At 63.1% G+C, this 23161-nt stretch carries 16 protein-coding genes; 11 read left to right on the top strand and 5 right to left on the bottom strand.

Features of this window, described 5'->3' with window-relative positions; all coding sequences use genetic code 11:
* Nucleotides 1-14 precede the first annotated feature (14 nt).
* The 10 genes from ISS99_RS21880 (at nucleotide 15) to ISS99_RS21835 (ending at nucleotide 14492) form a co-directional block, all read left to right on the top strand.
* A complete protein-coding gene (locus ISS99_RS21880) occupies nucleotides 15-2141 on the top strand; it encodes a RelA/SpoT family protein (RefSeq protein ID WP_204633706.1) in 2127 nt (708 codons plus the stop codon).
* A 93-nt stretch (nucleotides 2142-2234) separates the two neighbouring features.
* Nucleotides 2235-3953, top strand: a complete 1719-nt coding sequence (locus tag ISS99_RS21875) for a tetratricopeptide repeat protein (RefSeq protein WP_204633705.1) — start codon at nucleotides 2235-2237, stop codon at nucleotides 3951-3953.
* The gene (locus ISS99_RS21870) at nucleotides 3950-4795 is read left to right on the top strand and encodes an SDR family oxidoreductase (protein ID WP_204633704.1); all 846 of its coding nucleotides are present in this window, start codon (nucleotides 3950-3952) and stop codon (nucleotides 4793-4795) included. The genes ISS99_RS21875 and ISS99_RS21870 overlap by 4 nt, the downstream gene beginning before the upstream one ends.
* A gap of 130 nt (nucleotides 4796-4925) precedes the next feature.
* Entirely contained in the window at nucleotides 4926-7259 is a 2334-nt protein-coding gene (mrcB, locus tag ISS99_RS21865; RefSeq protein WP_204633703.1) for a penicillin-binding protein 1B, read from the top strand.
* 15 nt (nucleotides 7260-7274) lie between these two features.
* Nucleotides 7275-7808 (top strand): tetratricopeptide repeat protein, encoded by a 534-nt coding sequence (locus ISS99_RS21860; protein ID WP_204633702.1) that lies wholly within the window; start codon nucleotides 7275-7277, stop codon nucleotides 7806-7808.
* A 5-nt stretch (nucleotides 7809-7813) separates the two neighbouring features.
* On the top strand, nucleotides 7814-8947 hold the full coding sequence (locus ISS99_RS21855) for a prephenate dehydrogenase (RefSeq protein WP_204633701.1): 1134 nt from the start codon (nucleotides 7814-7816) through the stop codon (nucleotides 8945-8947).
* A gap of 114 nt (nucleotides 8948-9061) precedes the next feature.
* A complete protein-coding gene (gene yoaA / locus ISS99_RS21850) occupies nucleotides 9062-10999 on the top strand; it encodes a DNA repair helicase YoaA (RefSeq protein WP_204633700.1) in 1938 nt (645 codons plus the stop codon).
* 168 nt (nucleotides 11000-11167) lie between these two features.
* On the top strand, nucleotides 11168-12604 hold the full coding sequence (locus tag ISS99_RS21845; protein ID WP_204633699.1) for a sugar porter family MFS transporter: 1437 nt from the start codon (nucleotides 11168-11170) through the stop codon (nucleotides 12602-12604).
* Nucleotides 12605-12878: 274 nt separating this feature from the next.
* Nucleotides 12879-13673 carry an alpha/beta hydrolase family protein gene (locus ISS99_RS21840; RefSeq protein ID WP_204633698.1) on the top strand — a complete coding sequence of 265 codons (795 nt, stop codon included), beginning with the start codon at nucleotides 12879-12881 and terminating at the stop codon, nucleotides 13671-13673.
* 21 nt (nucleotides 13674-13694) lie between these two features.
* Nucleotides 13695-14492, top strand: a complete 798-nt coding sequence (locus tag ISS99_RS21835) for a CocE/NonD family hydrolase C-terminal non-catalytic domain-containing protein (protein WP_239538541.1) — start codon at nucleotides 13695-13697, stop codon at nucleotides 14490-14492.
* 41 nt (nucleotides 14493-14533) lie between these two features.
* Here ISS99_RS21835 and hemE read toward each other — a convergent pair whose 3' ends face one another.
* The 4 genes from hemE to ISS99_RS21815 form a co-directional block, all read right to left on the bottom strand.
* Nucleotides 14534-15604, bottom strand: a complete 1071-nt coding sequence (gene hemE / locus ISS99_RS21830) for a uroporphyrinogen decarboxylase (protein WP_204633696.1) — start codon at nucleotides 15602-15604, stop codon at nucleotides 14534-14536.
* The gene (locus ISS99_RS21825) at nucleotides 15605-15868 is read right to left on the bottom strand and encodes a WGR domain-containing protein (RefSeq protein ID WP_204634018.1); all 264 of its coding nucleotides are present in this window, start codon (nucleotides 15866-15868) and stop codon (nucleotides 15605-15607) included.
* Nucleotides 15869-16006: 138 nt separating this feature from the next.
* Nucleotides 16007-17116, bottom strand: a complete 1110-nt coding sequence (gene aroB, locus ISS99_RS21820; protein ID WP_204633695.1) for a 3-dehydroquinate synthase — start codon at nucleotides 17114-17116, stop codon at nucleotides 16007-16009.
* Complete coding sequence (locus tag ISS99_RS21815; RefSeq protein WP_204633694.1) at nucleotides 17113-17655, bottom strand: shikimate kinase; 543 nt, start codon at nucleotides 17653-17655, stop codon at nucleotides 17113-17115. Before ISS99_RS21815 ends, aroB begins: the two co-directional genes overlap by 4 nt.
* 126 nt (nucleotides 17656-17781) lie before the next feature.
* Between ISS99_RS21815 and ISS99_RS21810 the strand changes: the two genes are divergently transcribed.
* The gene (locus ISS99_RS21810) at nucleotides 17782-18630 is read left to right on the top strand and encodes an NAD-dependent epimerase/dehydratase family protein (protein ID WP_204633693.1); all 849 of its coding nucleotides are present in this window, start codon (nucleotides 17782-17784) and stop codon (nucleotides 18628-18630) included.
* Between the two features lie 105 nt (nucleotides 18631-18735).
* Here the strand turns inward: ISS99_RS21810 and ISS99_RS23605 are convergent, their stop codons facing one another.
* Complete coding sequence (locus tag ISS99_RS23605) at nucleotides 18736-22914, bottom strand: hypothetical protein (RefSeq protein ID WP_204633692.1); 4179 nt, start codon at nucleotides 22912-22914, stop codon at nucleotides 18736-18738.
* Between the last annotated feature and the right edge of the window lie 247 nt (nucleotides 22915-23161).

The following is a 23161-nucleotide window of genomic DNA, read 5'->3' as shown; positions in this document are numbered from 1 at the left end:
GGAATCGCCGCAACATGGTTCACGCCACCACCAACGCTGTGGGACATCTGGCGGAATGGCAGGCGCGCGCCGGTACCTTGCCAGCGATACTGGCCGACGTGCTCGCGGTCTGTGCCCAGAACGGCGTGAACGAGCGCGAATGTGGCGACGTGCTCGATCTGCTGGCCATGCTCGGCTGCGATGCGCATACCCAGGCCGCGGCATTGTGGTTTGAAATCGCACGCACGCATCCGTTGGCGTGGGAGCAGCGCGCCAGTGCATTGCCGGAGGAGCTGCAACGACTGGTTGCCGGCCAGATGGCCGCTGAGCGCGTATGGGCGCTGCATGCGCAACGCCAGCCGGAAGGCGGCTCGGAAGGGTTGCGCCGCTTGCTGCTGGCGATCATCCGCGACTTGCGCGTGGTATTCATTCTGCTTGCACGGCAGCTGGCGCGGATGCGCGCCGCGAGCACGCTGCCGGAAAGCGAACGGCAGGAGCTGGCGCGGCTGACCCGCGATATCCACTCGCCGCTGGCCAACCGGCTGGGTATCTGGCAGTTGAAGTGGGAGCTGGAAGACCTCGCGTTCCGCTATCTGCAGCCGGACACCTACAAGCGCATCGCCAAGCTGCTGGACGAGCGGCGCGGCGACCGCGAAACCTTTATCCGCGAAGCGCTGGCGGAGCTGGGGCAGGCATTGCAGGCTGCCGAGATCCGCGCCGACCTGGCCGGACGCCCCAAGCACATCTACTCCATCTGGAAAAAAATGCAGCGCAAGGCGCTGGAGTTTTCCGATCTCTACGACATCCGCGCGGTGCGCGTGCTGGTCGACAGCGTGGGCGATTGCTATGCCGCCCTCGGTGTGGTGCATGCGCTGTGGCCGCACCTGCCCGGCGAGTTCGACGACTACGTGGCACGCCCCAAGAGCAACGGTTATCGCTCGTTGCACACCGCGGTGATCGGCCCATTCGGCAAGACGCTGGAAGTGCAGATACGCACGCACGAGATGCACCGCGCCAACGAACTGGGCGTGGCGGCGCACTGGCGCTACAAGGAAGGCGGCAGCGGCGACGCGGAGTTCGAGGCGAAGATCGCCTGGATGCGCAAACTGCTGGAGCCGCGCCACGACGAAGGCGAACTGGCTAAGGAACTGCAGACCGAGTTGCTGGAAGATCGCGTCTACGTGCTTACGCCCAAGGGCGAAGTGGTGGATATGCCGCACGGTGCCACGGTGCTGGATTTTGCCTACCACGTGCACACCGAGGTAGGGCATCGCTGCCGCGGTGCCAAGGTCAACGGCCGCATCGTGCCGCTGACCCATCAACCGCACAGCGGCGATCGCATCGAGATCCTTACGGCGAAACTGGCCGAGCCCAGCCGCGACTGGCTGTCGACACACCACGGCTATCTGCATACCAGCCGAGCGCGCGACAAAGTGCGTGCGTGGTTCCGCCGCAGTGCGCACGAAGCGAACCTGGCCGCCGGGCGCGCCCTGTTTGAGCGCGAGCTGAAGCGCCTGGCGATTCCGGAAGCCGACTTCGCCAAGCTTCCGGCGCTGTTCAATCTGCAGACGCACGATGAGCTGCTGGTGGCGCTTGCGCTGGGCGAGATCAGCCCTGGGCAGGTTTCCCGCGTATTGCAGGAGTCCCAGCAACCGGCGGAGCCGCCCGGCGTTCCGCTCGCCACGGCGCGCCCCACGGTCTTCGACCACAGTGCGATCAGCATCGAGGGCGTGGGTAACTTGCTGACGGTACTGGCGCGCTGCTGCCAGCCTTTGCCGGGCGATCCGGTGCGCGGCTTCATCACCCGCACCAAGGGCGTCTCGGTGCACCGTGCGAACTGCGCCAGCCTGGCGCGTCTGGCACGGCGCGATCCGGACCGGGTGATCGACGTCAGCTGGGGCCAGGCCGCTGCCCAGGCCTATGAGGTCACCATCCAGCTCAACGGCTACGACCGCAAAGGGCTGCAAAAAGACGTGGTCGGGCTGATCAGCAACGCCAATATCGGCATCATTGCCTCGTCCAGCCGCCTGTTCGCCCGTACCGGCGAGGTTGAGATGCGCTACACCTTGCGCGTAAGGGATTTCGAGCAATTGTCGGCGCTGCTGGACCGCCTAGCGGCCTTGCCTAACGTGGTGGAGGCAAGGCGTGTGGGGGCGGGCTGACCCCTTGCCGCCAGTTGAACGCAACATCCTGCTTTCAGCGCACCTAGCGGGTGCAATGTTAAGCTGCGCGCGTTAACCCACCTGCCTTGAGCCATGAGCGGAACCCGCAACCCGCACGATCCCTACAACGGACGCACCGAACCGAAACTGGGTGATTTGGATCACCTGGATAAGCCGCATGCGCCGACCGAGCCGACCGACGGCCTGCCACGCATGAACGTGGAGCCCGATTTTCGCCGCAACGCTGGTGCGCCGAACCGGCACAAGCGCAAGCGCGGTCCAAGCTGGCTGATGCCGGCGATCATCGTGGTTTTGCTGGTGGTGATCGGCGGCTTGTGGTTCAACCAGGGCCGTCTGCGCGGCCTGGTGCCACGCACCGATTTCGACGACGTGTTGCATCGTGCGCAAATTGCTTTGCAGCAAGGGCATCTGGACGGCACCGACGGCACCAGTGCGCGCGAGTTGTTCGAAGCCGCGCGAGCACTGGAGCCCGACAATGATGCCGCCCGGCAAGGCTTGAACGACGTCGGTCGTGCGGAGATATCGCGTGCGGATGCCGCCTTGCAGGCGGGCCACGTGGATGAAGCGCAACAGGCTTTGACCGTTGCACGCGAATTGCTCGGCGGCGGCAGCGATGTCGATCGCCTGACCCAGGCTCTCGCCAAGGCGCAAGCCCCTAGCGGTCAATCGGCCACGCTGATCGCGCAGGCGCAATTGGCCATGAGCGAAGGCAAGCTGGAGGGCCCCGATGGCGCGGCGGCACTGTATCAGCGCGTGCTTGCAGCCGAGCCCGACAATGCCGTTGCGCGCCACGGCATGGACCAGGTCGGCGATGCGATGGGCGCGCAGATTCAAAAAGCGCTCGCTGCCAACGATGCGGCCACTGCATCGGCCGGCATCGATCGCCTGTCCGCCTTGCTGCCCAACTATGCGCAGCTGCCGACGTTGCGCGCGTCCTTGTCGACCTTGCAGGCGCAGCAGGGCGCCGCGCTGACCGATGCCCTCAACCAGGGCAACGATGCGCTGCGCGCCGGGCATATCGCGGGCGATGGCCCGGATACCGCGCTCGCCCATTTCAAGGCGGCGCTGGCGATCGATCCCAACAATGCGCAGGCCAAGGCCGGCTTGGGGCAGGTCGCCGAAGCGCTGGTGGTGCAGGCCAATGCCGCCATCGACGGCGGCGATTCCGATCACGCACGGCAGTTGCTCGACCAGGCGCAAACCCTGGCGCCCGGTTCGGCCGATCTGGTAGCGGCGCGGGCGCGCCTGGGGCAACCGGCAGCGACGCCGGCCAAGTCGGACGGTGTTGCCACCGTCAATGCCGACAACGGCGACGATTCGACAGCGCCCCAGCAGGCAATGCTGTCACCGCAACAACAGTTGCAGGTGGCGAACATGGTGCAGCGTGCGCAGGCCGCCGCGCAGCGCGGCGACATCATGTCGCCGCCGGGGGATTGTGCCTATGACCTTTATCGCGGCGCACTCGCCATCGATGGCAACAACCCGATGGCGCTGTCCGGATTGCAAGCGTTGCCGGGCATGGTGCGCCAGCAATTCAGCCAGGCGCTGACCAGCGGCAATCTCAACAAGGCCGATCACTTGTACGACGCGCTGGGCAATCTATCGCCGGGCGATGCGGGCCTGCTGGCAGAACGTCAGCGCCTGGTGGACGCCTGGTTGGATCAGGCCGAGCAACAACTGGACAGCGGCGATCGCAACAATGCGGCGCAATCGCTGGAGCATGGACGCGCGTTGTCACCTAACGATATACGCGTGCAGCAACTTTCGATGCGCATGCAAGGTGGTCGATGACCGTATTGGTGTTTGGCGGTAGCAGTCAGATCGGGCATTACCTGTTGCCGCTGCTTGCCGCACGCGGTGAATCGGTTGTCGCAGTGAGCCGCGCTGCGCGTTCACCATCGCCAGGCATCGCCTGGCTGCCCGGTCAACTTCCCAGCCAGGTGCCTGCGCTCGCCGGCGTCTCAGCCGTTTTCAGCTTCGGCCCTTTGCAGCCTTTCGCCGACTGGTTGCGCGACGTGGAGCTGCCTCATGCGCCACGCGTGATCGCTACCAGTTCGATGAGTGCGGAAACCAAGCGCGATTCCGAAGTACCAGCCGAGCGCGCCATCTCGCAGCAACTGCGCGACGGCGAAAACGCCTTGGCGTCGGCTTGCGCGCAACACGGCAGCGACTGGACTGTGCTGCGCCCCACACTGGTCTACGGTGCCGGTCTGGACAAAAGCCTTACGCCGATCGCGCGCCGCGCGATGCGCACACGGGTGTTTCCGTTGCCGGCCGGGCGGGGCATGCGCCAACCGGTGCATGCGCAGGATCTGGCGCTGGCCGCACTGGCTGCGCTGGATACGTCGACCGCGGCGTCGAAGATCCTCTCCATCGGCGGCGGTGAACGCCTGTCGGCGGGCGAGATGTTTGCGCGCGTGCGGCGCAGCCTGCCGGTGGACACCCTGCCCATACCGATTCCCGCGTGGTGCTTGCGTCTGGCTCGTCGCGGCGTAGGTCGGCTGCGCGGACCGCTGAGTCGTCTGGAAGCCGATCTGATTGCCGACAATGCCGAAGTGATGCAACTGCTCGGGGTGAATCCGCGTCCGTTCCGGCCGGATGTGGAATGCTGGCAGCCACACCCCCTCGGATGATCGACGCGATGGCGTCATAGGTAATCCCCCTGGATGCCCGTGTTATGCCATTTCTGCAGGGGCTGCGTTCATCCGGCCGCCGGGTGCCGCGCCCTATGATCGCTGAACTCTGTCACCGGACACCCCCACGTTGGACTTCCTGAGCCGACTTCGATCCATCGCAAGCGCATGCTGGCCCTGGCTGCGCATTCCTTTTTGGGTCTGCACGGGCCTGCTTTTCGGTTTCGTGCTGCCGTACTCGCTGATCCTGAACAAGCGCGTGCAAAACCGGTTCAACGACCTGGTCTTTGCCGTGCCCACGCGCGTTTATTCGCAGCCGCTGCGCCTTGCCGCCGGCGTGCCGATGAACCCGGCCACGCTGGAGGTGGAGTTGACCTTCTCCGGCTATGTCTCCGACGGCCACGGCGACGTGCCTGGTTCCTGGGCCAAACGGGGCAGCACTTACTACATTTCCTCGCGCGGCTACGCCGGCCCGGATGGCGGCGAATTGCCCAAGCACATCCGCGTGGTGTTGGGACAGGGCTTGGTGGAGTCGGTCACTGACCTGCTTTCCAATAAAGAGATCCAGTCCACGCACCTGGACCCGGCGCGCATCGCCACCGTATACGGCGCCGAGCAGGAAGACCGCAGCATCGTGCAGCTGAGCGACGTGCCGCCGCTGCTGATCGGCGGCTTGCAAGCGGTCGAGGATCGTGACTTCAAGCACCACATCGGTATCGATTTCACCGCCATCTTGCGCGCGGCGTTTGCCGACCTGCGCGCCGGCCACACGGTGCAGGGTGCGTCGACCATTACCCAGCAGCTGGTGCGCAACCTGTTCCTGAGTCGTGACCAGACGATGGGGCGCAAGTTGAACGAAGCGCTGATGTCGATCCTGCTGGAAATGCACTACGACAAAGCGCGCATTCTCGATGCGTATATCAACGAGGTATTCCTCGGTCAGCAAGGCAGTCAGGCCGTGCGCGGATTCGCTGCGGCATCAGAGTTCTATTTCGGGCGTCGCCTGGAATTTCTGCGACCGCAGGAAATCGCCTTGCTGGTCGGCCTGGTAAAGGGCCCCAGCCAGTTGGACCCGCGCCGCTATCCCGATCGCGCGCTGGCGCGCCGCAACCTGGTGCTGGATCAATTTGCCAGCACTGGCCTGATTACACCGGAACAGGCGAAGGCTGCGCAGGCCACGCCGCTGGGTGTGATCGAAAACGGGCAGTTGCCGCATGACCGCTTCCCGGCCTTCATGCAGCTGGTGCGCGCGCAGATCACCAACGATTTCGACGAAGAAACGCTGCAGCAGGGCAATCTGTCGATCTTCACTACGCTCGATCCTGCTACTCAGCTGTTTACCGAGCAGGCGATCGACACCACCATCAAGAGCCTGGGCAAGCGCGGCGAGGATACGCAGTCCGCGGCAGTGATCACCGATGCGAAGACCGGCAGCGTGCTTGCCGTGGTCGGCAGCAAGGTGCCCGGCGACCAAGGTTTCAACCGCGCGCTGGACGCGCAACGGCCGATCGGCTCCACCATCAAGCCGTTCGTGTACCTGGTGGCGCTGACCCAACCCGGTCGCTGGAACCTGGCGACCGAGCTGGACGATTCGCCGATCAGCATGCGCCAGCCCGACGGCACGCCGTGGACGCCGCACAACGACGACAACCAGAGCCATGGCATGGTGCCGATGGTGGATGCGCTGGCGCATTCGTGGAACCTGGCCACCATCCACATGGGCCTGGAAGTGGGCGTGCCGCGCATCAAGGCCTTCCTGGATTCGTTCGGCCTGACCAAGATCCAGCCGGGCCCTTCGCTGCTGATCGGCGCGATCGACCTGGCGCCGATCCAGGTGGCGCAGCTCTATCAATACCTCGCTTCCGATGGCCATGCCTTGCCCTTGCTGGCGGTCAGCGGCGTGGTCGACGGCAATGGCCACACCATCAAGCGCTATGAAGTGCAGAGCGGGCAGGGCGAATATCAGCCGGCTGTGCGACTGGTGACCTGGGCCATGCAGCAGGTGGCGATCTACGGCACGGCGCATACGCTGGCGGAGATCCCCAGCCTGTCCTGGCTGCACGTAGCCGGCAAAACCGGCACCAGCAACGATCTGCGCGACAGCTGGTTCGCCGGCTTCACCGCGGACCGCCTGGGCGTGTTCTGGATGGGCCGCGACGACAACAAGCCCAGCCACCTGTTCGGCGCCACCGGCGCGCTGCGCGAATGGCAGGAGCTGTTCCGCAAGCTGCCGGCCCAGCCGTTGTCGGCGGCCCCGGGCGAGGGCCTGGAAATGGCCTGGATCAACCCGGCTGACGGCAAGCGCAGCGACCCGCAGTGCGAGGGCGCCAAGCAGGTGCCGGTGATCGCCGGTTCGCTGTCCAGCGATTCGGAGGGGTGTTTCTGGCAAAAGGTGGGTAATCTGTTCGGCTCCGGCTCCAGTACCCCGGCGCCGGCCGACGCCAATCCAGCCACCGCCCATTAATTGCTGAGAATGATCATGCCGTTCCGCTCGTTTCGCGCCTTTCCGCTCGTGCCCGCCGCCCTGGCGGGTGTCCTGCTTGCCGCCTGCGGCCAGCCGGTGCCAGAAGCACCCAAGCAGCCGCCGGGAAAATCCAACGCCACGATGGTGGCCGAGATCCACGCTGCCGGCGATCGCGACAAATCGGTGATCAACGTGCATCCGCTGGTCGATCCCGGCGTGGTTGCCCTGCAGCAGGGCGCGCGCGACGACGAGCGCAGCGGCCAATTCGATGCGGCGCAGACCAAGCTGGACATGGCGCTGAAGCGCAGCTCCAATTCGCCGGACGTACTGCAGGACCGGGCCGAACTGGCCATCTACATGGGCAACTATGACCTGGCCGAAAAGCTGGCGCAGCAATCCTGGTCGCTCGGCTCCAAGCAAGGTCCGCTGTGCGCACGTAACTGGCAGACCGTCGTGGAGATCCGCCAGCACGCCAATGATGCCGCCGGCGCCGCTGCCGCCAGCAAGAGCGTCAGCGATTGCCGCGAAGCCGGCATCCAGCGTTTCTAAATCCCGTGCAACAGCCACGGATCGGTCTGGTCGGAAGCCAGGGCTCTTACGGGCGCTGGCTGCGCACTTTTTTTGAGCAGCGCATGGGGCTGCGCGTGCATGGCCGCGATCCGGTCGGCGATACCGGTTTATCCGAGCGGGAGCTGATCGAAACCGTCGACGTGCTGGTGTTTTGTGCGCCGATTCGCCACACGCCCGCCGTGATCCGTCATTACGTGGAGCAGGCGGCGGGCATCGAACGCGATCAGTTGTGGCTGGACATCACTTCCACCAAGGTGGCCCCGGTGGCCGCCATGCTGACTTCGCTAGCGGAAGTCGTCGGCCTGCATCCGATGAGCGCGGCGCCGAAATCCGCCACCTTGCGCGGTCGCGCGATGGTGGTGTGCGAAGCGCGCCTGGATCGCTGGCGTCCGTGGCTGGAACGTTTCCTCGTCGCCAGCGAAGCCGACTGCGTGCGCGCCGAGGCCGAGCAGCACGACCGCGTGATGGCGATTGTGCAAGGCATGGTGCATGCGTCGCACGTAGCGCAGGGCGCGGTATTGCGCGAGCTGGCTCCGGCGGTCGGCGGCCTGGACGGCATACGCCCTTTCAGTTCGGTGGGTTATGAGCTGGACATGGCCGTTACGCGGCGCATCCTCGCCGGCAATCCGGCGATCTATCAGGACATCCAGTTCGAGAATCCCTACGTCGCGCCGATGCTGGAGCGATTGTCCGGGCATTTGAATACGCTCTGCGATCTGGTGCGCAACGGCGATGACGCCGCCCGCGACCGGATGCGCGAGCAATTGCTGGACCGCAGCCGCAGCTACGTCGGTGAACGGGCCGCGGCAGAAGGCAGTTATGCGTTCGAGCGTCTGGGCTATCTGCTTGCGGACCTGCACGAACCGCGATTTATCAGCGTGTTCCTGCCGATGGACAAGCCAGGATCGTTGCGCGCCTTGCTCTCGGTATTCGAGCAGCGCGGCATCAACCTGGACTCCATCCATTCTTCGCGCAGCGCCGAAGGCGAGTTGCTGTTTCGGATCGGGGTGGACCGGGCATGCGATGCGTCGACTCTGCGGGAAGCAATGAAGGCGATCGAGGCAGAAGGGATTGGCCGCGTAGTGGAAGCTTCCGAGGGCGTTGCGTCCAACTCGTAATCAGGCACTAGTACGTGCGAAAGAGCACGGGCTGCCGGCGAGTTTGTTTTGCAGGCAGGATGGGCTCGACCAAGCGCGTTCCCCTGCGCATCGCGGTAGGCGATACTCTGCGGCATGACCGAATCCGATGACATCGGCGCGCTGCTCGGCGCCGACGGCCCGTTTGCCCGCGAACTACCGAATTTTGCGCCGCGGCCTGCCCAGCAGGCGATGGCGAAGGCGGTGGAGCATGCGATTGCCGAATGTGAAACGCTGATTGCTGAGGCCGGCACCGGTACCGGCAAGACCTACGCTTATCTGGTGCCGGCGATGCTTTCCGGCCAGCGGGTGATCGTTTCCACCGGCACCAAGGCCTTGCAGGATCAGCTGTTCTTTCGCGATCTGCCGAAAGTGCGCTCAGTGCTGGGCGCGCGACTGAAGGCGGCACTGTTGAAGGGGCGCGCCAATTATCTATGCCTGTACCGGCTGGATCAGACGGTGCGCGAGGGCGCCAGTTTCGATCGCACGCAAGCGACGCAGCTTGCCGCGATTCGTGCATGGTCGGCGCGCACGCGCCGTGGCGATCGTATGGAACTGGCGGAAGTGCCGGAGGATTCGCCGCTGTGGCCGCGCGTTACCTCCACGCCGGAAAATTGCCTTGGCGTGGAATGTCCGTTTTACGACGACTGCCACGTGGTCACCGCGCGCCGCGAAGCGCAAGAAGCGGATCTGGTGGTGGTCAATCACCATTTGCTGTTTGCCGATCTTGCTTTGAAACAGGAAGGATTCGGTGAAATCCTGCCTGGCGCGCAGGCCTTCATCCTGGACGAGGCGCACCAGATTCCCGAACTCGCGGGTCAGTTTTTTTCGCAGAGCCTCAGCGCGCGGCAACTGACGGAGCTGGCGCAGGATGCCCTGGGCGAATGCAACGGCATTACCGGCGCGATCGGTTTGCTGCTGGAGCCGATCGAGGCATTGCAGGAAGCGGTGCGGAAATTGCGCCTGGCCTTGGAGCCCTTGCCCGCACGCGGACCTTTCCACGAGTTGCTCAAGCGCGAAGGTGTGCCGGATCTGCTGCGCGACGTGAGCGAACTGCTCGCGGCGCTCACCGATGTGCTCGCTTCACAGGCGGAGCGTTCGCGCGGTTTCATGAATGTGCACGAGCGCGCCGGCAGCCTGACCGAGCGTCTGGATCGCATCATCGAGGAACATTCCGAACAGGACGTGCGCTGGTACGAATTGTTTCCGCGCGGGTTCGCCTTGCACGCCACGCCGCTGGATCTGGCGGCGCCCTTGCGCACCATGCGCGAGCGCACACGTGCGGCGTGGATCCACACCTCGGCCACCTTGTCGGTAGCGGGCCACTTCGAGCATTTCGCGCGTCAGCTCGGCCTGGACGATCCGCAGACGATGAGTCTGGAAAGTCCGTTCGATTACGCGAAGCAGGCGTTGTGCTACCTGCCTGAAGGATTGCCTGACCCTGCTGCACGCGATTACACCGAACGCGTGATCGATGCCGTGATGCCGGTGCTGGAAGCCTCCAACGGCCGCGCCTTCCTGTTGTTCACCTCGCATCGCGCGTTGCGCCGCGCGGCTGAGTTGCTGGCCGATCGTGTGCCTTGGCCGTTGTTCGTGCAGGGCACCGCGCCGCGTCATCAGTTGCTGGAAGAATTTCGCGCCAGCGGCCATGGCGTGCTGCTGGGCGCTGCGAGTTTCTGGGAAGGTGTGGATGTGGCCGGCGAAGCGCTGTCGGTAGTGGTGATCGACAAGCTGCCGTTCGCCGCGCCGGACGATCCGGTGCTGCAAGCACGGCTGGAGGCGCTGGAGCAGGCGGGCATCAACCCGTTCATGGGTTGGCAGGTGCCGACGGCGGTGATTGCGCTGAAGCAGGGTGCCGGGCGCCTGATCCGCGACGTGCACGACCGCGGCGTGCTGGTGCTGTGCGATCCGCGCCTGACCACCAAGGGCTATGGCAAGCTGTTTCTCGCCAGCCTGCCGCCGATGCCGCGCACGCGCGAGTTGAAGCAGGTGCGGGGGTTCTTTGAGCAGGCAGCCGGAAGTGCTGAAGAGTGAGACGGGAGAGAAGGGCGTGAGCGGCCAAGAATCGGGCTTTCTCTCACTTCTCACTCATCTCCACTCACTCTCGCCTCCTCCATGCATACGTATTCAACCGGACAACCCGCGCACTCCTGAGCAGAATCGATCCACTTCTGAAACCATCATGCGGGGAGCATGATTGCCATGAATCTCAATAAAGACACATCCGCCGATGCGGCGCTTGGGGAAGCGTCGCGAACCACGGCGCGGGTCGTGCTGATCGCGGCCGCAGCGGCCATCGGCGGTTTCCTGTTCGGCTTCGATACCGCGGTGATCAACGGCGCCGTCGACGCGGTACGCGCGGGTTTTGGCCTGGGCGTGGCGCAGATCGGCTTTGCCGTGTCCTGTGCATTGCTGGGTTCGGCGCTGGGTGCCTGGTATGCCGGCCCGCTGGCCGACCGCATGGGCCGCGTGCGCACCATGCAGGTAGCGGCGTTGTTCCTCTTGCTCAGTGCGCTGGGTGCCGGGTTGGCGCACAACGTGTGGCAGCTGGCGATCTGGCGCGTAGTGGGCGGCATCGGTGTGGGCATGGCTTCGGTGATCGCGCCGGCGTATATCGCGGAAGTATCGCCGGCCAACGTGCGCGGGCGGTTGGGTTCGATGCAGCAGCTGGCGATCGTGCTGGGCATTTTCGTGGCGCTGCTCAGCGATGCATGGCTGGCGAGCACGGCCGGGGGCGAATCCCGCGTGTTGTGGCTGGGGTTGGAGGCGTGGCGCTGGATGTTCCTGGTCGCATCGGTGCCTGCGCTGATCTACGGCGTGCTGGTGCTGGGTGTGCCGGAGTCGCCGCGTTACCTGGTGGCGCGCGGGCGCCTGCCGGAAGCGAAAATAGTGCTGGCCAAAGTGCTGGACATGCACAGCGATGCTTCGCTGGATGCGAAAATCAGCGATATCGCGCATAGCTTGCGCGCCGAATACCGTCCCAGCCTGCGCGATCTGCGCGGCCCCAAGGGTGGATTGTTACCGATCGTGTGGGTCGGCATTTTGCTGTCGGTGTTTCAACAGTTTGTCGGCATCAACGTCATCTTTTATTACTCCAAGACGCTGTGGCATTCGGTCGGTTTCAGCGATGCCGATTCGTTCACCATTTCGGTGGCCACCTCGATCCTCAATGTGCTGGTGACCCTGGTCGCTATTGCCCTGGTCGACAGGATCGGTCGCAAGCCGTTGCTGCTGATCGGCTCGGCCGGCATGACCGTTACGCTCGGCATGATGGCCTGGTGTTTCTCACAGGCAGCCGGCAGCGGTGCAGCGCTGAGTCTTCCTGCGCCTTGGAACATCGTTGCACTGGTGGCGGCCAATGCCTACGTGGTGTGCTTCGGCCTGAGCTGGGGGCCGATGGTGTGGGTATTGCTGGGCGAGATGTTCCCCAACAGCATTCGCGCGATCGCACTGGCAGTGGCGGCAGCCGCGCAATGGGTGGCCAACTTCGCCATCACCAGTACCTTTCCCTGGCTGGCGGAAGTCGGTCTCAGCTTTGCCTATGGACTGTATGCGCTGTTTGCCTTCCTTTCCTTGTTGTTCGTGATGAAGGCCGTGCGCGAAACGCGCGGTATCGAGCTGGAAGACATGCGTGCGTGACGATGTCATCGCCGTGACGTGAGCGAGGTGTGAAACGGGGGCGAAAACGCTCCCGTTTTTTTATGTATTAACACGGTTGCATTTGTGCATTAACACGTTCGCGATGGATCACCAGAAGGCCTGTTTTTGGCTGATTTTCCGGGCAATGCAGAGTTTCGGCCCTCACGTATTCACGTCGACATCACCCCGGCGAGAGCACATCTGCGCATCGCCATGCGTACGCGTACGTATGTGCGTCACGTCACGCTTGTCTGGTCCTGTCTCGGAGGGTGATATGCGACATGCAGCGGTCTCGTTCGTTTTGTTGGCATCGATGTTCGTGTTGGGGGCTCCGGCGCAGGCGCAGAGTCTTCCCGGTACGCTGACTTCCATTTCCACGCCCGATGGTTATCAGCTCCAGGCGTATGTCGCAGTGCCCAGCGGGCAAGGCGGCGGGCCGTTTCCGTTGGTGGTGATGCCGTCGAGCTGGGCCTCCTCGTATACGGAATACGTGGGCGAGGCCAATGTGCTTGCCAATGACGGCTACGTGGTAATCAGCTACAGCTCGCGCGGTTTCGGTACGGGCTGCGCGGCGAATCCGCAATGCGGCTATATCGACATTGCCGGGCCGCTTACGGTGGGTGACGTCAGCACGGTGATCACCTGGGCGTTGAACAACACGCCATCCAATCCGAATGAAATCGGCGTATCCGGGATCTCTTACGGTGCGGGTACCAGCCTGCTCGCGGCGGAGCACGATCCGCGCATCAAGGCGGTAGCGTCGATGAGCACGTGGGCGGACTTGCTGGCCTCGCTCGATGCCAACCAGACGCCCAGCCTGCAGGGCATCGGCGTGCTGTCGCTGGCCAGCTATCTCGGCAAGCCGGGCGCACTGATGGCGCAGGTCAATCAGGATGTGCTTGCCGGCAACTATGCCGGTTCCGTGCAGGCGGTGCTGGGCGATCCCAATACGCCGGCGCGCTCGCCGATCAATGATGTGGCGCAGATCAACGCGAACGGTACGGCCGTCTTCGTGGCCAACGATTTCGAAGACAGCCTGTTCGTGCCGAGCCAGGTTGTCAATTTCTAGAACCAGCTCACCGTGCCGAAGATGATGATGCTCTCGCATGGTGATCACACCACGGCGGAGCTGCTGGGCGCCTACGGTTTTCCCAATGAAATCTATACCGCCGTCAACCAGTGGTTTGATCATTACCTCAAGGGGGTGAACAACGGCATCGATAGTCAACAATCGGTTCAGCTGAAATCGCAGACCGGTACGTGGAGCACGTTTGCGGACTGGAGTGCCGTGCAGCAGGGCGCCGTGACGTACAACCTCACGCGGCCGGTTTCTTGCGGCCTGCTGTATCAATGCACGGGCAGTCTGGCGACAGGTACTGCCAGCGGCTGGCAATACGGCATCACCGGCGGTTACCTGACCGCGGCGACGACTGGCGTGGCTTTTGTCAGCGGTGCTTTGACCGGCTTTTTGAATCTGCCGCCTGCCGTGGCCCTACCGCTGGTCAATCGCTGGAATGCGGGTGTGTGGGTGGGTCAGCCGGCTACGCAGGCACAAAATCTGACGGGCATGCCGTCATTGCAGGTAACCGTAACGCCGACCAGCAACCAGCTCACGCTGGTGGCATATCTCTACGACGTCAACGCCTCGGGTATCGGCCAGCTGATGACGTGGAAGCCGTATACGATCGGCAACGCCATGGTTGGCGTTCCGCAGACCATCGCCATGAATCTTGAAGCGACCGACTGGCAGATCAATCCGGGTGATCAGCTGGCGCTGGTGATCGATACGGCGGATCTGCGCTATGCGGGTGTGACGCCGTTGAACAGGGATGTGACGTTCAGCGCCTCGACGGCGGTGCCTTCCACGCTGACGGTGTCGCTGCATTGATCCATGCTCCCTCCCTCTGCTTGGGCAGGGGGAGGGAGCAATCAGGCAGCGTGAAGCGTGCGGCTGTACGCGTGTACTTCGTCCACCAGCACCTTTACGTGCTCCGGATCGACTTCCGGCGTCACGCCGTGGCCGAGGTTGAATACGTGTCCCGGATGCTTGCCGTAGCTGTCGAGCACTTTGCGCGCTTCGCGGCGGATGATTTCCGGGCTGGCGCGCAATACGGCCGGATCGAGGTTGCCCTGCAACGCCACTTTGCCGTTCACGGCGACACGCGCATCACCGATATCGATGGTCCAGTCCACGCCAAGCCCGGCGCAGCCGGTGTCGGCCATCGCGGCCAGATGACTGTTGGCGCCCTTGGAGAACAGGATTATCGGCAGATGACGTGCGTGTTCGTCCGCTTTCAACGCGTCGACCACTTGCTCCAGATAGCGCAGTGAAAACTCGCGAAACGCAGCGGGCCCCAGCATGCCGCCCCAGGTGTCGAACACCATCAGCGCTTGCGCGCCCGCGGCGGCTTGCGCACACAGATAAGCAGCGACGGAGCGTGCCAGCGTGCCGAGCAGCGCATGGGCGGTGGTCGGCTCGTTCCAGCACATCGCCTTGAGTGTGGCGAAGTCTCGCGAGCCCTGGCCTTCGACCATGTAGCAGGCGAGCGTCCAGGGGCTGCCGGAGAAACCGATCAACGGCACGCTGCCGTCCAGTTCGCGCCGAATCACGCGCACCGCATCCATCACGTAGCGCAACTCGGTTTCCATGTCGGGGACGCCGAGTTTGTCGACATCGGCGCGCGTACGCACCGGATGCGCAAATTGCGGACCTTCGCCTTGCGCGAACGAGAGGCCAAGCCCCATCGCATCGGGAATGGTGAGGATGTCGGAGAACAGGATCGCCGCGTCCAAATCGAAACGCCGCAGCGGTTGCAGGGTGACTTCGCAAGCCAGTTCGGGGTTCTGCGCCAGCGCCATGAAGCTGCCGGCCTTGGCGCGGGTGGCACGGTATTCCGGGAGGTAGCGGCCGGCCTGGCGCATGATCCACACGGGCGTGGTGTCGACGGGCTCGCGGCGCAAGGCGCGCAACAAGCGATCGTTCTTCAGGGGAGTTTGCATTTATCGGCGTCCGTAAGGGCCATCCAGCCCTTGGGCAAACATCACGCGAAAGCCGCGCTTGAGCTGGGCGTCGCGCATTTTCTCGAAGGCGGCGATGGCTTCGTCGCGTTCCAGGTATTGGTCGCGCTTGAGGGTGGCACGGCCGCCCTGTACGCCTGATTCGCGGTACAGCGTCCAGCCGCCAAGCAGATCCTCTTCCAGCACGATCTGGACGTAGCGCGGCGGCTCGGCCGAGGCGGGCATGGTTTGCAGGTAGAGGCGCATAGCGGCACGGATAAGCGGCATGTGTGCCGCGACCCCGCCATTCTAGGGGCAGGGAGGGGGCTAGCCTAGCAAAGGATGGAAAAGCCCCCAAAACACCCGGCTCAAAGACCTCTTGAGGCGGATGAGCGTATCGCCGCGTTAGCGGGTATGCACGCCGATTGCTTCGTCCAGCACTGCCAGGACATCCGATTCGCCGACCCCGGATACGATTTCCGCCTGCCCGATGCCGCGCCACAAAATCAGACGCAGCAAGCCGGCGGTGTTCTTTTTGTCCAGATGCATCAAAGCCAGCAACTGGCGAGCATCGAAACCGGCCGGTACGCACGTCGGCAAGCCGACTTGGTGCAGCAGTGCGCCCAATCGTTCGGTATCGGCAGCGGCGCTCATGCCCAATCGCTCGGACAGCCTGGCTGCCAGTAGCATGCCGATCGCTACGCCTTCGCCGTGCAGCAGCGTGGTGTAGTGGCCCGCCGTTTCCAGTGCATGACCGAAAGTGTGGCCGAGATTGAGCAGGGCGCGTTCACCCTGCTCGGTTTCGTCGCGCGCTACCACGCCTGCCTTGTAGCGCACCTTGGCGGCGATCGCCTGTATCAGCCTCGCTTCGTCGCGGCGGTGCAGGGCATCGGCGTGCAGTTCGAGCCAGGTGAAGAGCTCGGGATCGCCAATGGCTGCCCCTTTGATGATCTCCGCCAGGCCGGCGCGGTATTCGCGCTCAGGCAGGCTGTCGAGCGTGCCGATGTCGGCGATGACGGCGCGTGGTTGATGGAACGCGCCGACCAGGTTCTTGCCGGCGGGCAGATTTACCCCGGTCTTGCCGCCGACTGAAGAGTCCACCATCGACAGCAGCGTGGTGGGCATCTGGATGAAATCGATGCCGCGCATCCAGCAGGCTGCGGTGAAGCCGGCCAGGTCGCCCACCACGCCGCCGCCCAGTGCGATAACGCACGCATCGCGCGTAGCGCCCAGTTGGGACAGGGCATGGAGCGCATGGCCGACGTTGGCGAAGGTTTTGTGCGCTTCGCCGTCCTCCAGTTGGAACGACGACCATTTCAGGCCATCGAGCCCGCGGGAAACACGCTCGAGGTATAGCGGCGCCACGGTGTGATTGCTGATCACCAGGACGTGCCGGCCACGCACGGCAGCGCGCCAGCGTGCGTGATCGTCGAGCAGGCCGCGGCCGATCCACACGGGGTAGCTGCGTTCGCCGAGCGTGACGTCGATGGTTTCGGTTGTAACAGTGCGGGTCATGCGGCTTGCCGGTTCCAGTGTTGATCGATGAGTGCAACGCAGCGCTTGGTAGCGGCGCTCAGTCCTTCGTGCTCGCCAAGGTGCGGAATGATCAGGTCGGCGATTTCTTCGTAAAGCGCCGTGCGCGTTGCGGCCATGGTTTCCAGCTTCCGTTGGCGATCCGGGTCTGCCAGCAGCGGGCGGGTGGTGTCTTGCGCAAGGCGTTGCAATTGCGCCGGCACGCTTACCTGCAGCCATGCAACGTAGCCACGTTCGGCCAGATGCTTGCGGTTGCCTGGATCGAGCACGGCGCCGGCACCGCTGGCCAGCACGATGCCCTGGTGGTGGCTGTATTCCTCAAGTGCGGCCTGCTCACGCCGGCGAAAGCCTGCCTCACCCTCGATCTCGAAGATGGTGTTGACAGGAACGCCGGAACGGCGCTCGATTTCCTGGTCCAGGTCCACGAAAGGCAAGCGATAGCGTATCGCCAGCTGCCGGCCGATCGAGGTTTTGCCGGCACCGGTCGGGCCGACCAGGAACAGGTTGCAGGAGGGATTCATGGGCCGATTTTAGTATGGGATGCATGCTTCCGTGCTATGAAATGTCACTCGGCCAACGGGTTGGCGGCAAGACCCGCCTGTCTCGTCGTTGTCTTCGTAGAATAGGCACGAGTTTGAGGATGATCCATGGCTGAGCGGGTTTTGTTGGCAGGGTGCGGCGATCTGGGGCTGCGCGTTGCGGAGGGGCTGAAGGCGCGTGGCGACGAAGTCTTCGCTTTGCGTCGTCATCCAGTGGTCGAGGATGATGAAGCCGTTCGTTGGATACAGGCAGATCTGACTCGCCCGGAGACCCTTTCCGGGCTGCCCGATGGCATCTCGCAGTTGATCTATCTGCCGGCACCCAAGGCACGTGAGCGGAGTGCCTATCGCGCGACCTTCGTGGATGGGCAGCGCCATCTGCTATACGCACTTGATACGACGCGGCTGGAGCGGGTGCTGCTTGTCTCGTCCAGTGCCGTCTATGGCGAACACCATGGGGACTGGGTGGATGAGCAGACCCCACCCGCACCGTTGGCTTTCAATGGCGAGGTGCTACTGGAAGCCGAACAATGGCTATCGGCGCAACCCTTTCGATCAGTGGTGTTGCGTTTAGCCGGGCTATACGGGCCAGGCAGACTGCAATGGGTGGAGCGTTTGCGCACGGGACAGGCGCAGGTTTCGCGCGAGCCCCAGCATTGGGCCAATCGCATGCACATCGATGACGCTGCAGCGGCCATCGTACATCTGCTGGCATTGTCGGAGCCGCAAGCGTTGTATTTAGGCGTGGACGACACGCCGTTGCCGCTGGATGTTCTATACGACAGCGTTGCAGCGTTGGTAGCCGCCCCATTTGCTGCTCAGGGGGCTGCGCCCGCGGGTGTCGGTAGCAAGCGGCTCAGCAATGCACGTCTGCGAGCCAGTGGCTTTTGTCCGTGCTGGCCGGATTCGCGTGTTGGCTACAGCGAATTGCTGTCCTCTCAGGTAGCGGGGAGTTGAGCTTATTCACCATGGTGTGCGCGTTTGATTTCTCTGATCCGATATCCCCAAAAAAAAGCGCGCCTTCCGGCGCGCTTTTTTTTGGAGTGATTTACATGGGCGCTATCAGTTATGCGACAGCTCCTCCTGGTGCAACACGACATGGCTCGCCCTTGCATCGATTTCGGCATGAGCGCCACCCGGTTGGGCGTGGGTAAGGTCGCTCACGTCTAGATGGACCGTGGCAGGATCCGCGTGATGCGAAGTGCCTCGGGTATCTGCCAAGAACAATGCATCGTCATGCGTGACGAGCAAGTCTGCGATTTGCAAGGACACCGCACTCTCGCCACTGTGGCTCATCGGTTGCACCGCCAGTTGGAAAGGCTCGCTGATTTGGCCATCACTGTGAAGCGTCAGCGAGTGTTCGCCTGCGGACAGTTCCTTTGAATATACCGGCCAGGTGGTTGGACTGAATTCCCAATGACCATTGGGTCCTACTATGACTTGTGCGAGGTAATGATTCCCGTCGTAGATATCCACGACGCTGTTGGGCGTACCAGTGCCTTGCAGTCCGGGTTGGGTCACGTCGGAGATTGCACCGCTGGCCAGCACGCCATCATGGTCATACGCAGCGGTGATGGCTAACGCCAGTGGTGCCACCGGCGAAGTGGCTTGACTGATGACATCCACCGAGAAGGACGGGGTCGTCTGTTGTGGATGGCTTAGTGGGCTGGCCACAAAGTCGTAGTGCGATTCGGATGGCAGCACGCGGAGCGTCCAGATGCCGTTTGCGTCGGTGGTCGTCGTGCCAATCCACGAACCATTGGCCTGGTTGAATACCTCGACGAGGGTGCCTGGATCAGCATGGCCAACGACCTGCATGAAGCTATCGGCACTGTAACCACCGTGAACGGCACCGCCGGCTTCCACCAGATGTACCTGATCGCCGCCGCGATCCAAGACACCCTCGATAGTAACGCTGCCATTGGCGGGCGGTACCAGCGATGGATCCAGGGGATTGACGTTGGTGTGCGCAACGTCCACCGAGAACGATTCGCTGCTGTAGTAGTAGGTCGATGCGACCAGCTGATAGTGACCGTCGGCAAGGATTTCGCTGCTCAGCGTCCAGTTGCCGTTTGCATCGGCCTTGACGGTGCCAATGACCTGTTGGGTGAGCTGGTCGGTGATGGACACCGTCGCATACGGCAACGACTGGCCGTGAATCAGCGGATTGAAGTCGTGCGACACACCGCCATTGACCACGTCTTGCGCACTGTCGCCACTGCGATCGACCAGGCCATCGATGGTGACGTGCACCGGGGACGGCGTGACCGGATCCACTGGTGTGATTGGATCGGTGGGTTCAATGGGCTGAATCGGTTCGACAGGGCTTGTGCCTGAGCCGGTCCAGTCAAAGGTGACGGTATCAAGCACGTTGGAGCCAGCGTTGATGGTGATTTTCTCTGGGGCTGTCTGCAGGTCCTGCGACCAATGGCCGTTTTGGTCCGCGGTCACTTCATATACGGTGACCGAGGCGCCAACGTAGACGCCCATCTGGAAGACCGCACCCGGTGTCGCCTCGCCTTCCGCGTGATAGACCGCTTGATCAGCGGTGACGTTCAGGCTGACATGGAGATCGATCGGTGCGGTAACGTATTCGAATGGCTCGCTGGCGACATCGCCCTGCGAGACCACCACAGTATGCGTACCGCCACTCAGATCACCCTGCAAACCGTAATGGCCGAACGAGGTTTGCCAATGGCCCATCGTGTCCGCTTGTACTAAACCATAATCGCGGCCATCGACAAGAATCTTCACCCAGGTATTGGGCGCTGCCGTACCTTCCAGGGTGGCCGCGCCGTTGACAGCCAGCTTGTCGCCATCGTGATGCGCACCCGCATCGTCCTTAATAGCTGTGATCGACAGTGAAGCCGGATCCGTGGGCTGGGTGGGGTCGATGGGGGTGGGGTCTGCGGGTTGTGAGGGCTCGGTGGGCGGCTCGACCGGATCGACGATCGGTGGGTTGATGCCCGTGCCGATGTCAACGGGATAGATAGCGCCATTGGTATCGCCATTGACTGCGGTGACGTAGAACTCGTGATGACCGTTCGACAGTTGAGCAGCGGCATACGTAGACCAGAAGCCGTCTTCGTTCGCGAAGGCTAGACTGACTGTCCCCGTCACGCGGTCAAACACGTTCACGCTGGAGCCGGCCGGCGCAGTGCCATAGAAATACAGAAGGTGGTTGTCCGTGCTGCCGCCAGCCGGGATTTCCTGTCGCTCGTGATCGCCGATGATGACGAAGATGCCATCCAGGGTCGGTGCCGGCCGCGACGGCTCCACCGGCAGCGAGGGATCGGTGGGCTGATCTGGATTGCCGGGCTGATCCGGATCGGTGGGAACAACCGGCTCGGTGGGCGGTACCACCGGATCGACGATCGGTGTGTCGTTGGAGACATTCAGCGTAAAGGCTGCCTGGCCGTCGGGTGTCAGCGAGAAAGCGTGCTGTCCCGTGCCTTGCAGACCGAAATACACGCTCCAGTTGCCGTTGTTGTCGGTGTAGACGGTCGCGAACGGCCGGCCGTTGTCATAGAGGGTAACGGTCGTGTAGGGCTGGGCGGTGCCGGTCAATGCAAAGCCGCCTTCGTGCACGGTGTCGCCGCTATACACATCGTGGCCATCGTTGTTGGCGGACGTGATGGCCGGTGCCGGCCATGCCTCGACGTTCAGTGCAAAGGCGTTGGCGCCGCTGGGGTCGAGGCTGAGTTCGTGTTGTCCGGTGCCCTGAAAGCCGACATAAGCGTTCCAGTTGCCGTTGTTGTCGGCGTAGGCCGTCGTCATTGGCTGGCCGTTGTCGTAGATGGTGACTGCCGTGTAGGGCTGGGCGGTACCGGTCAATGCAAAGCCACCTTCATGGATGGTGTCGCCGCTATACACATCGTGGCCATCGTTGTTGGCGGACGTGATGGCCGGTGCCGGCCATGCTTCGACGTTCAGCGCAAAGGCGTTGGCGCCGCTGGGGTCGAGGCTGAGTTGGTGCTGTCCAGCGCTCTGGAGACCGAAGGCCGTGTTCCAATTGCCGTTGCTGTCAGAATAGGTTGTCGTAATCGGCTGGCCGTTGTCGTAGATGGTGACTGCCGTGTAGGGCTGGGCGGTACCGGTCAGTGCAAAGCCACCTTCATGGATGGTGTCGCCGCTATGCACGTCGTGGCCATCGTTGTTGGCGGACGTGATGGCCGGTGCCGGCCATGCTTCGATGTTCACAGTAAAGGCGTCGGCGCCGCTGGGGTCGAGGCTAAGTTGGTGCTGTCCAGCGCTCTGGAGACCGAAGACCGCGTTCCAATTGCCGTTGCTGTCAGCATAGGTTGTCGTAATCGGCTGACCATTGTCGTAGATAGTGATGGCGGTGTAGGGCTGGACGACGGTACCAGTCAGCGCAAAGCCGCCTTCATGTGCGGTATCGCCGTCATGAATGGATTGACCATCGTTATTGACTTGCGTGATCGTGGCGGCCGGTGGCTGCACAGGATCCGTAGGCAGGGTCGGCTCCACCGGTTCGACGGGATCCGTCGGATCGACAGGCTGAACCGGCTCTACCGGCTGCACGGGGTCCGTAGGGGCTGTCGCATCGCTGGATACGATGTATTCAAATGGCTGGCTGGCGTGACCATCTTGCATCACGATCAGCGTATGCGCGCCTTCGGAAAGATTGCCCGCCAGAAGCCACACGTCGCTCGTGATCTGCCAGTGGCCCTGAGCATCCACGGGAGGGGTTCCCACCTGCTGGCCGTCGACAAAGAGTTGCAAATAGCCATTGGGCGCCGCTACACCGGAAATCGTGAAGCTGCCGCCGCCGATCGTATCGCCGTTGTGGTGTTCACCGCCGTTGTCATGGATGGACGTTACGCCAAGCGGTTTTGGCGAAGGTGTCAGGCCTTGTTCGTTCAACACGAAGGGGTCGCTGACGAAATCATGGGGGCCGTCTGAAAGCATGGCGTAGAAGCTGCTTTGCGCACCCTGCGGGAGATCCGCGGACAGCGGCACGCTCCAGGCGCCATCCGGCTGCACGATCGCTTTGCCGAGCTCCGTATAGCTGTTTCCGCCCTGGGTAAACATGATGTAAACCGTGGCGCCGGGCTGGCCACCGTGGCCGGTAATGGTGGGGCGCGGATCGTCGGTGCGCATGCCGGATGAGAGTTCGGTGCCGCTGGCATCGTAGACGTGCTTAATCACCGGATGGCTCACCGGCTTGGTGATGTCTACCGGGATGTCGGGTGCCGGATATTGCGGGGCATTGCCTGCCATGATTCAGTCCTTGTTGAATTTTAAAAACCATCAAATCGAAGGCCGCTGAAACGGTGCGTATTCACGTCACGTTGCTAGGCAAAAAGACCTTCATTGCGCACGTTAATTTGGCGTGCTGAGGATTTATATGGGACTGTTTTTATTGCTAAGTTAGCCATCGAGGATTCGGGCGAAGCTGACGACGATGTACGAGGCGATCCAGGTCGTTGTGTCATGGGTGTCGCCAAATGCGAATAGGGCACTACCA

The organism is Dyella mobilis (genome assembly GCF_016904945.1).
In the GTDB taxonomy this organism is placed as follows: domain Bacteria; phylum Pseudomonadota; class Gammaproteobacteria; order Xanthomonadales; family Rhodanobacteraceae; genus Dyella_B; species Dyella_B mobilis.
This window is presented reverse-complemented; position numbering and strand designations above follow the sequence as displayed.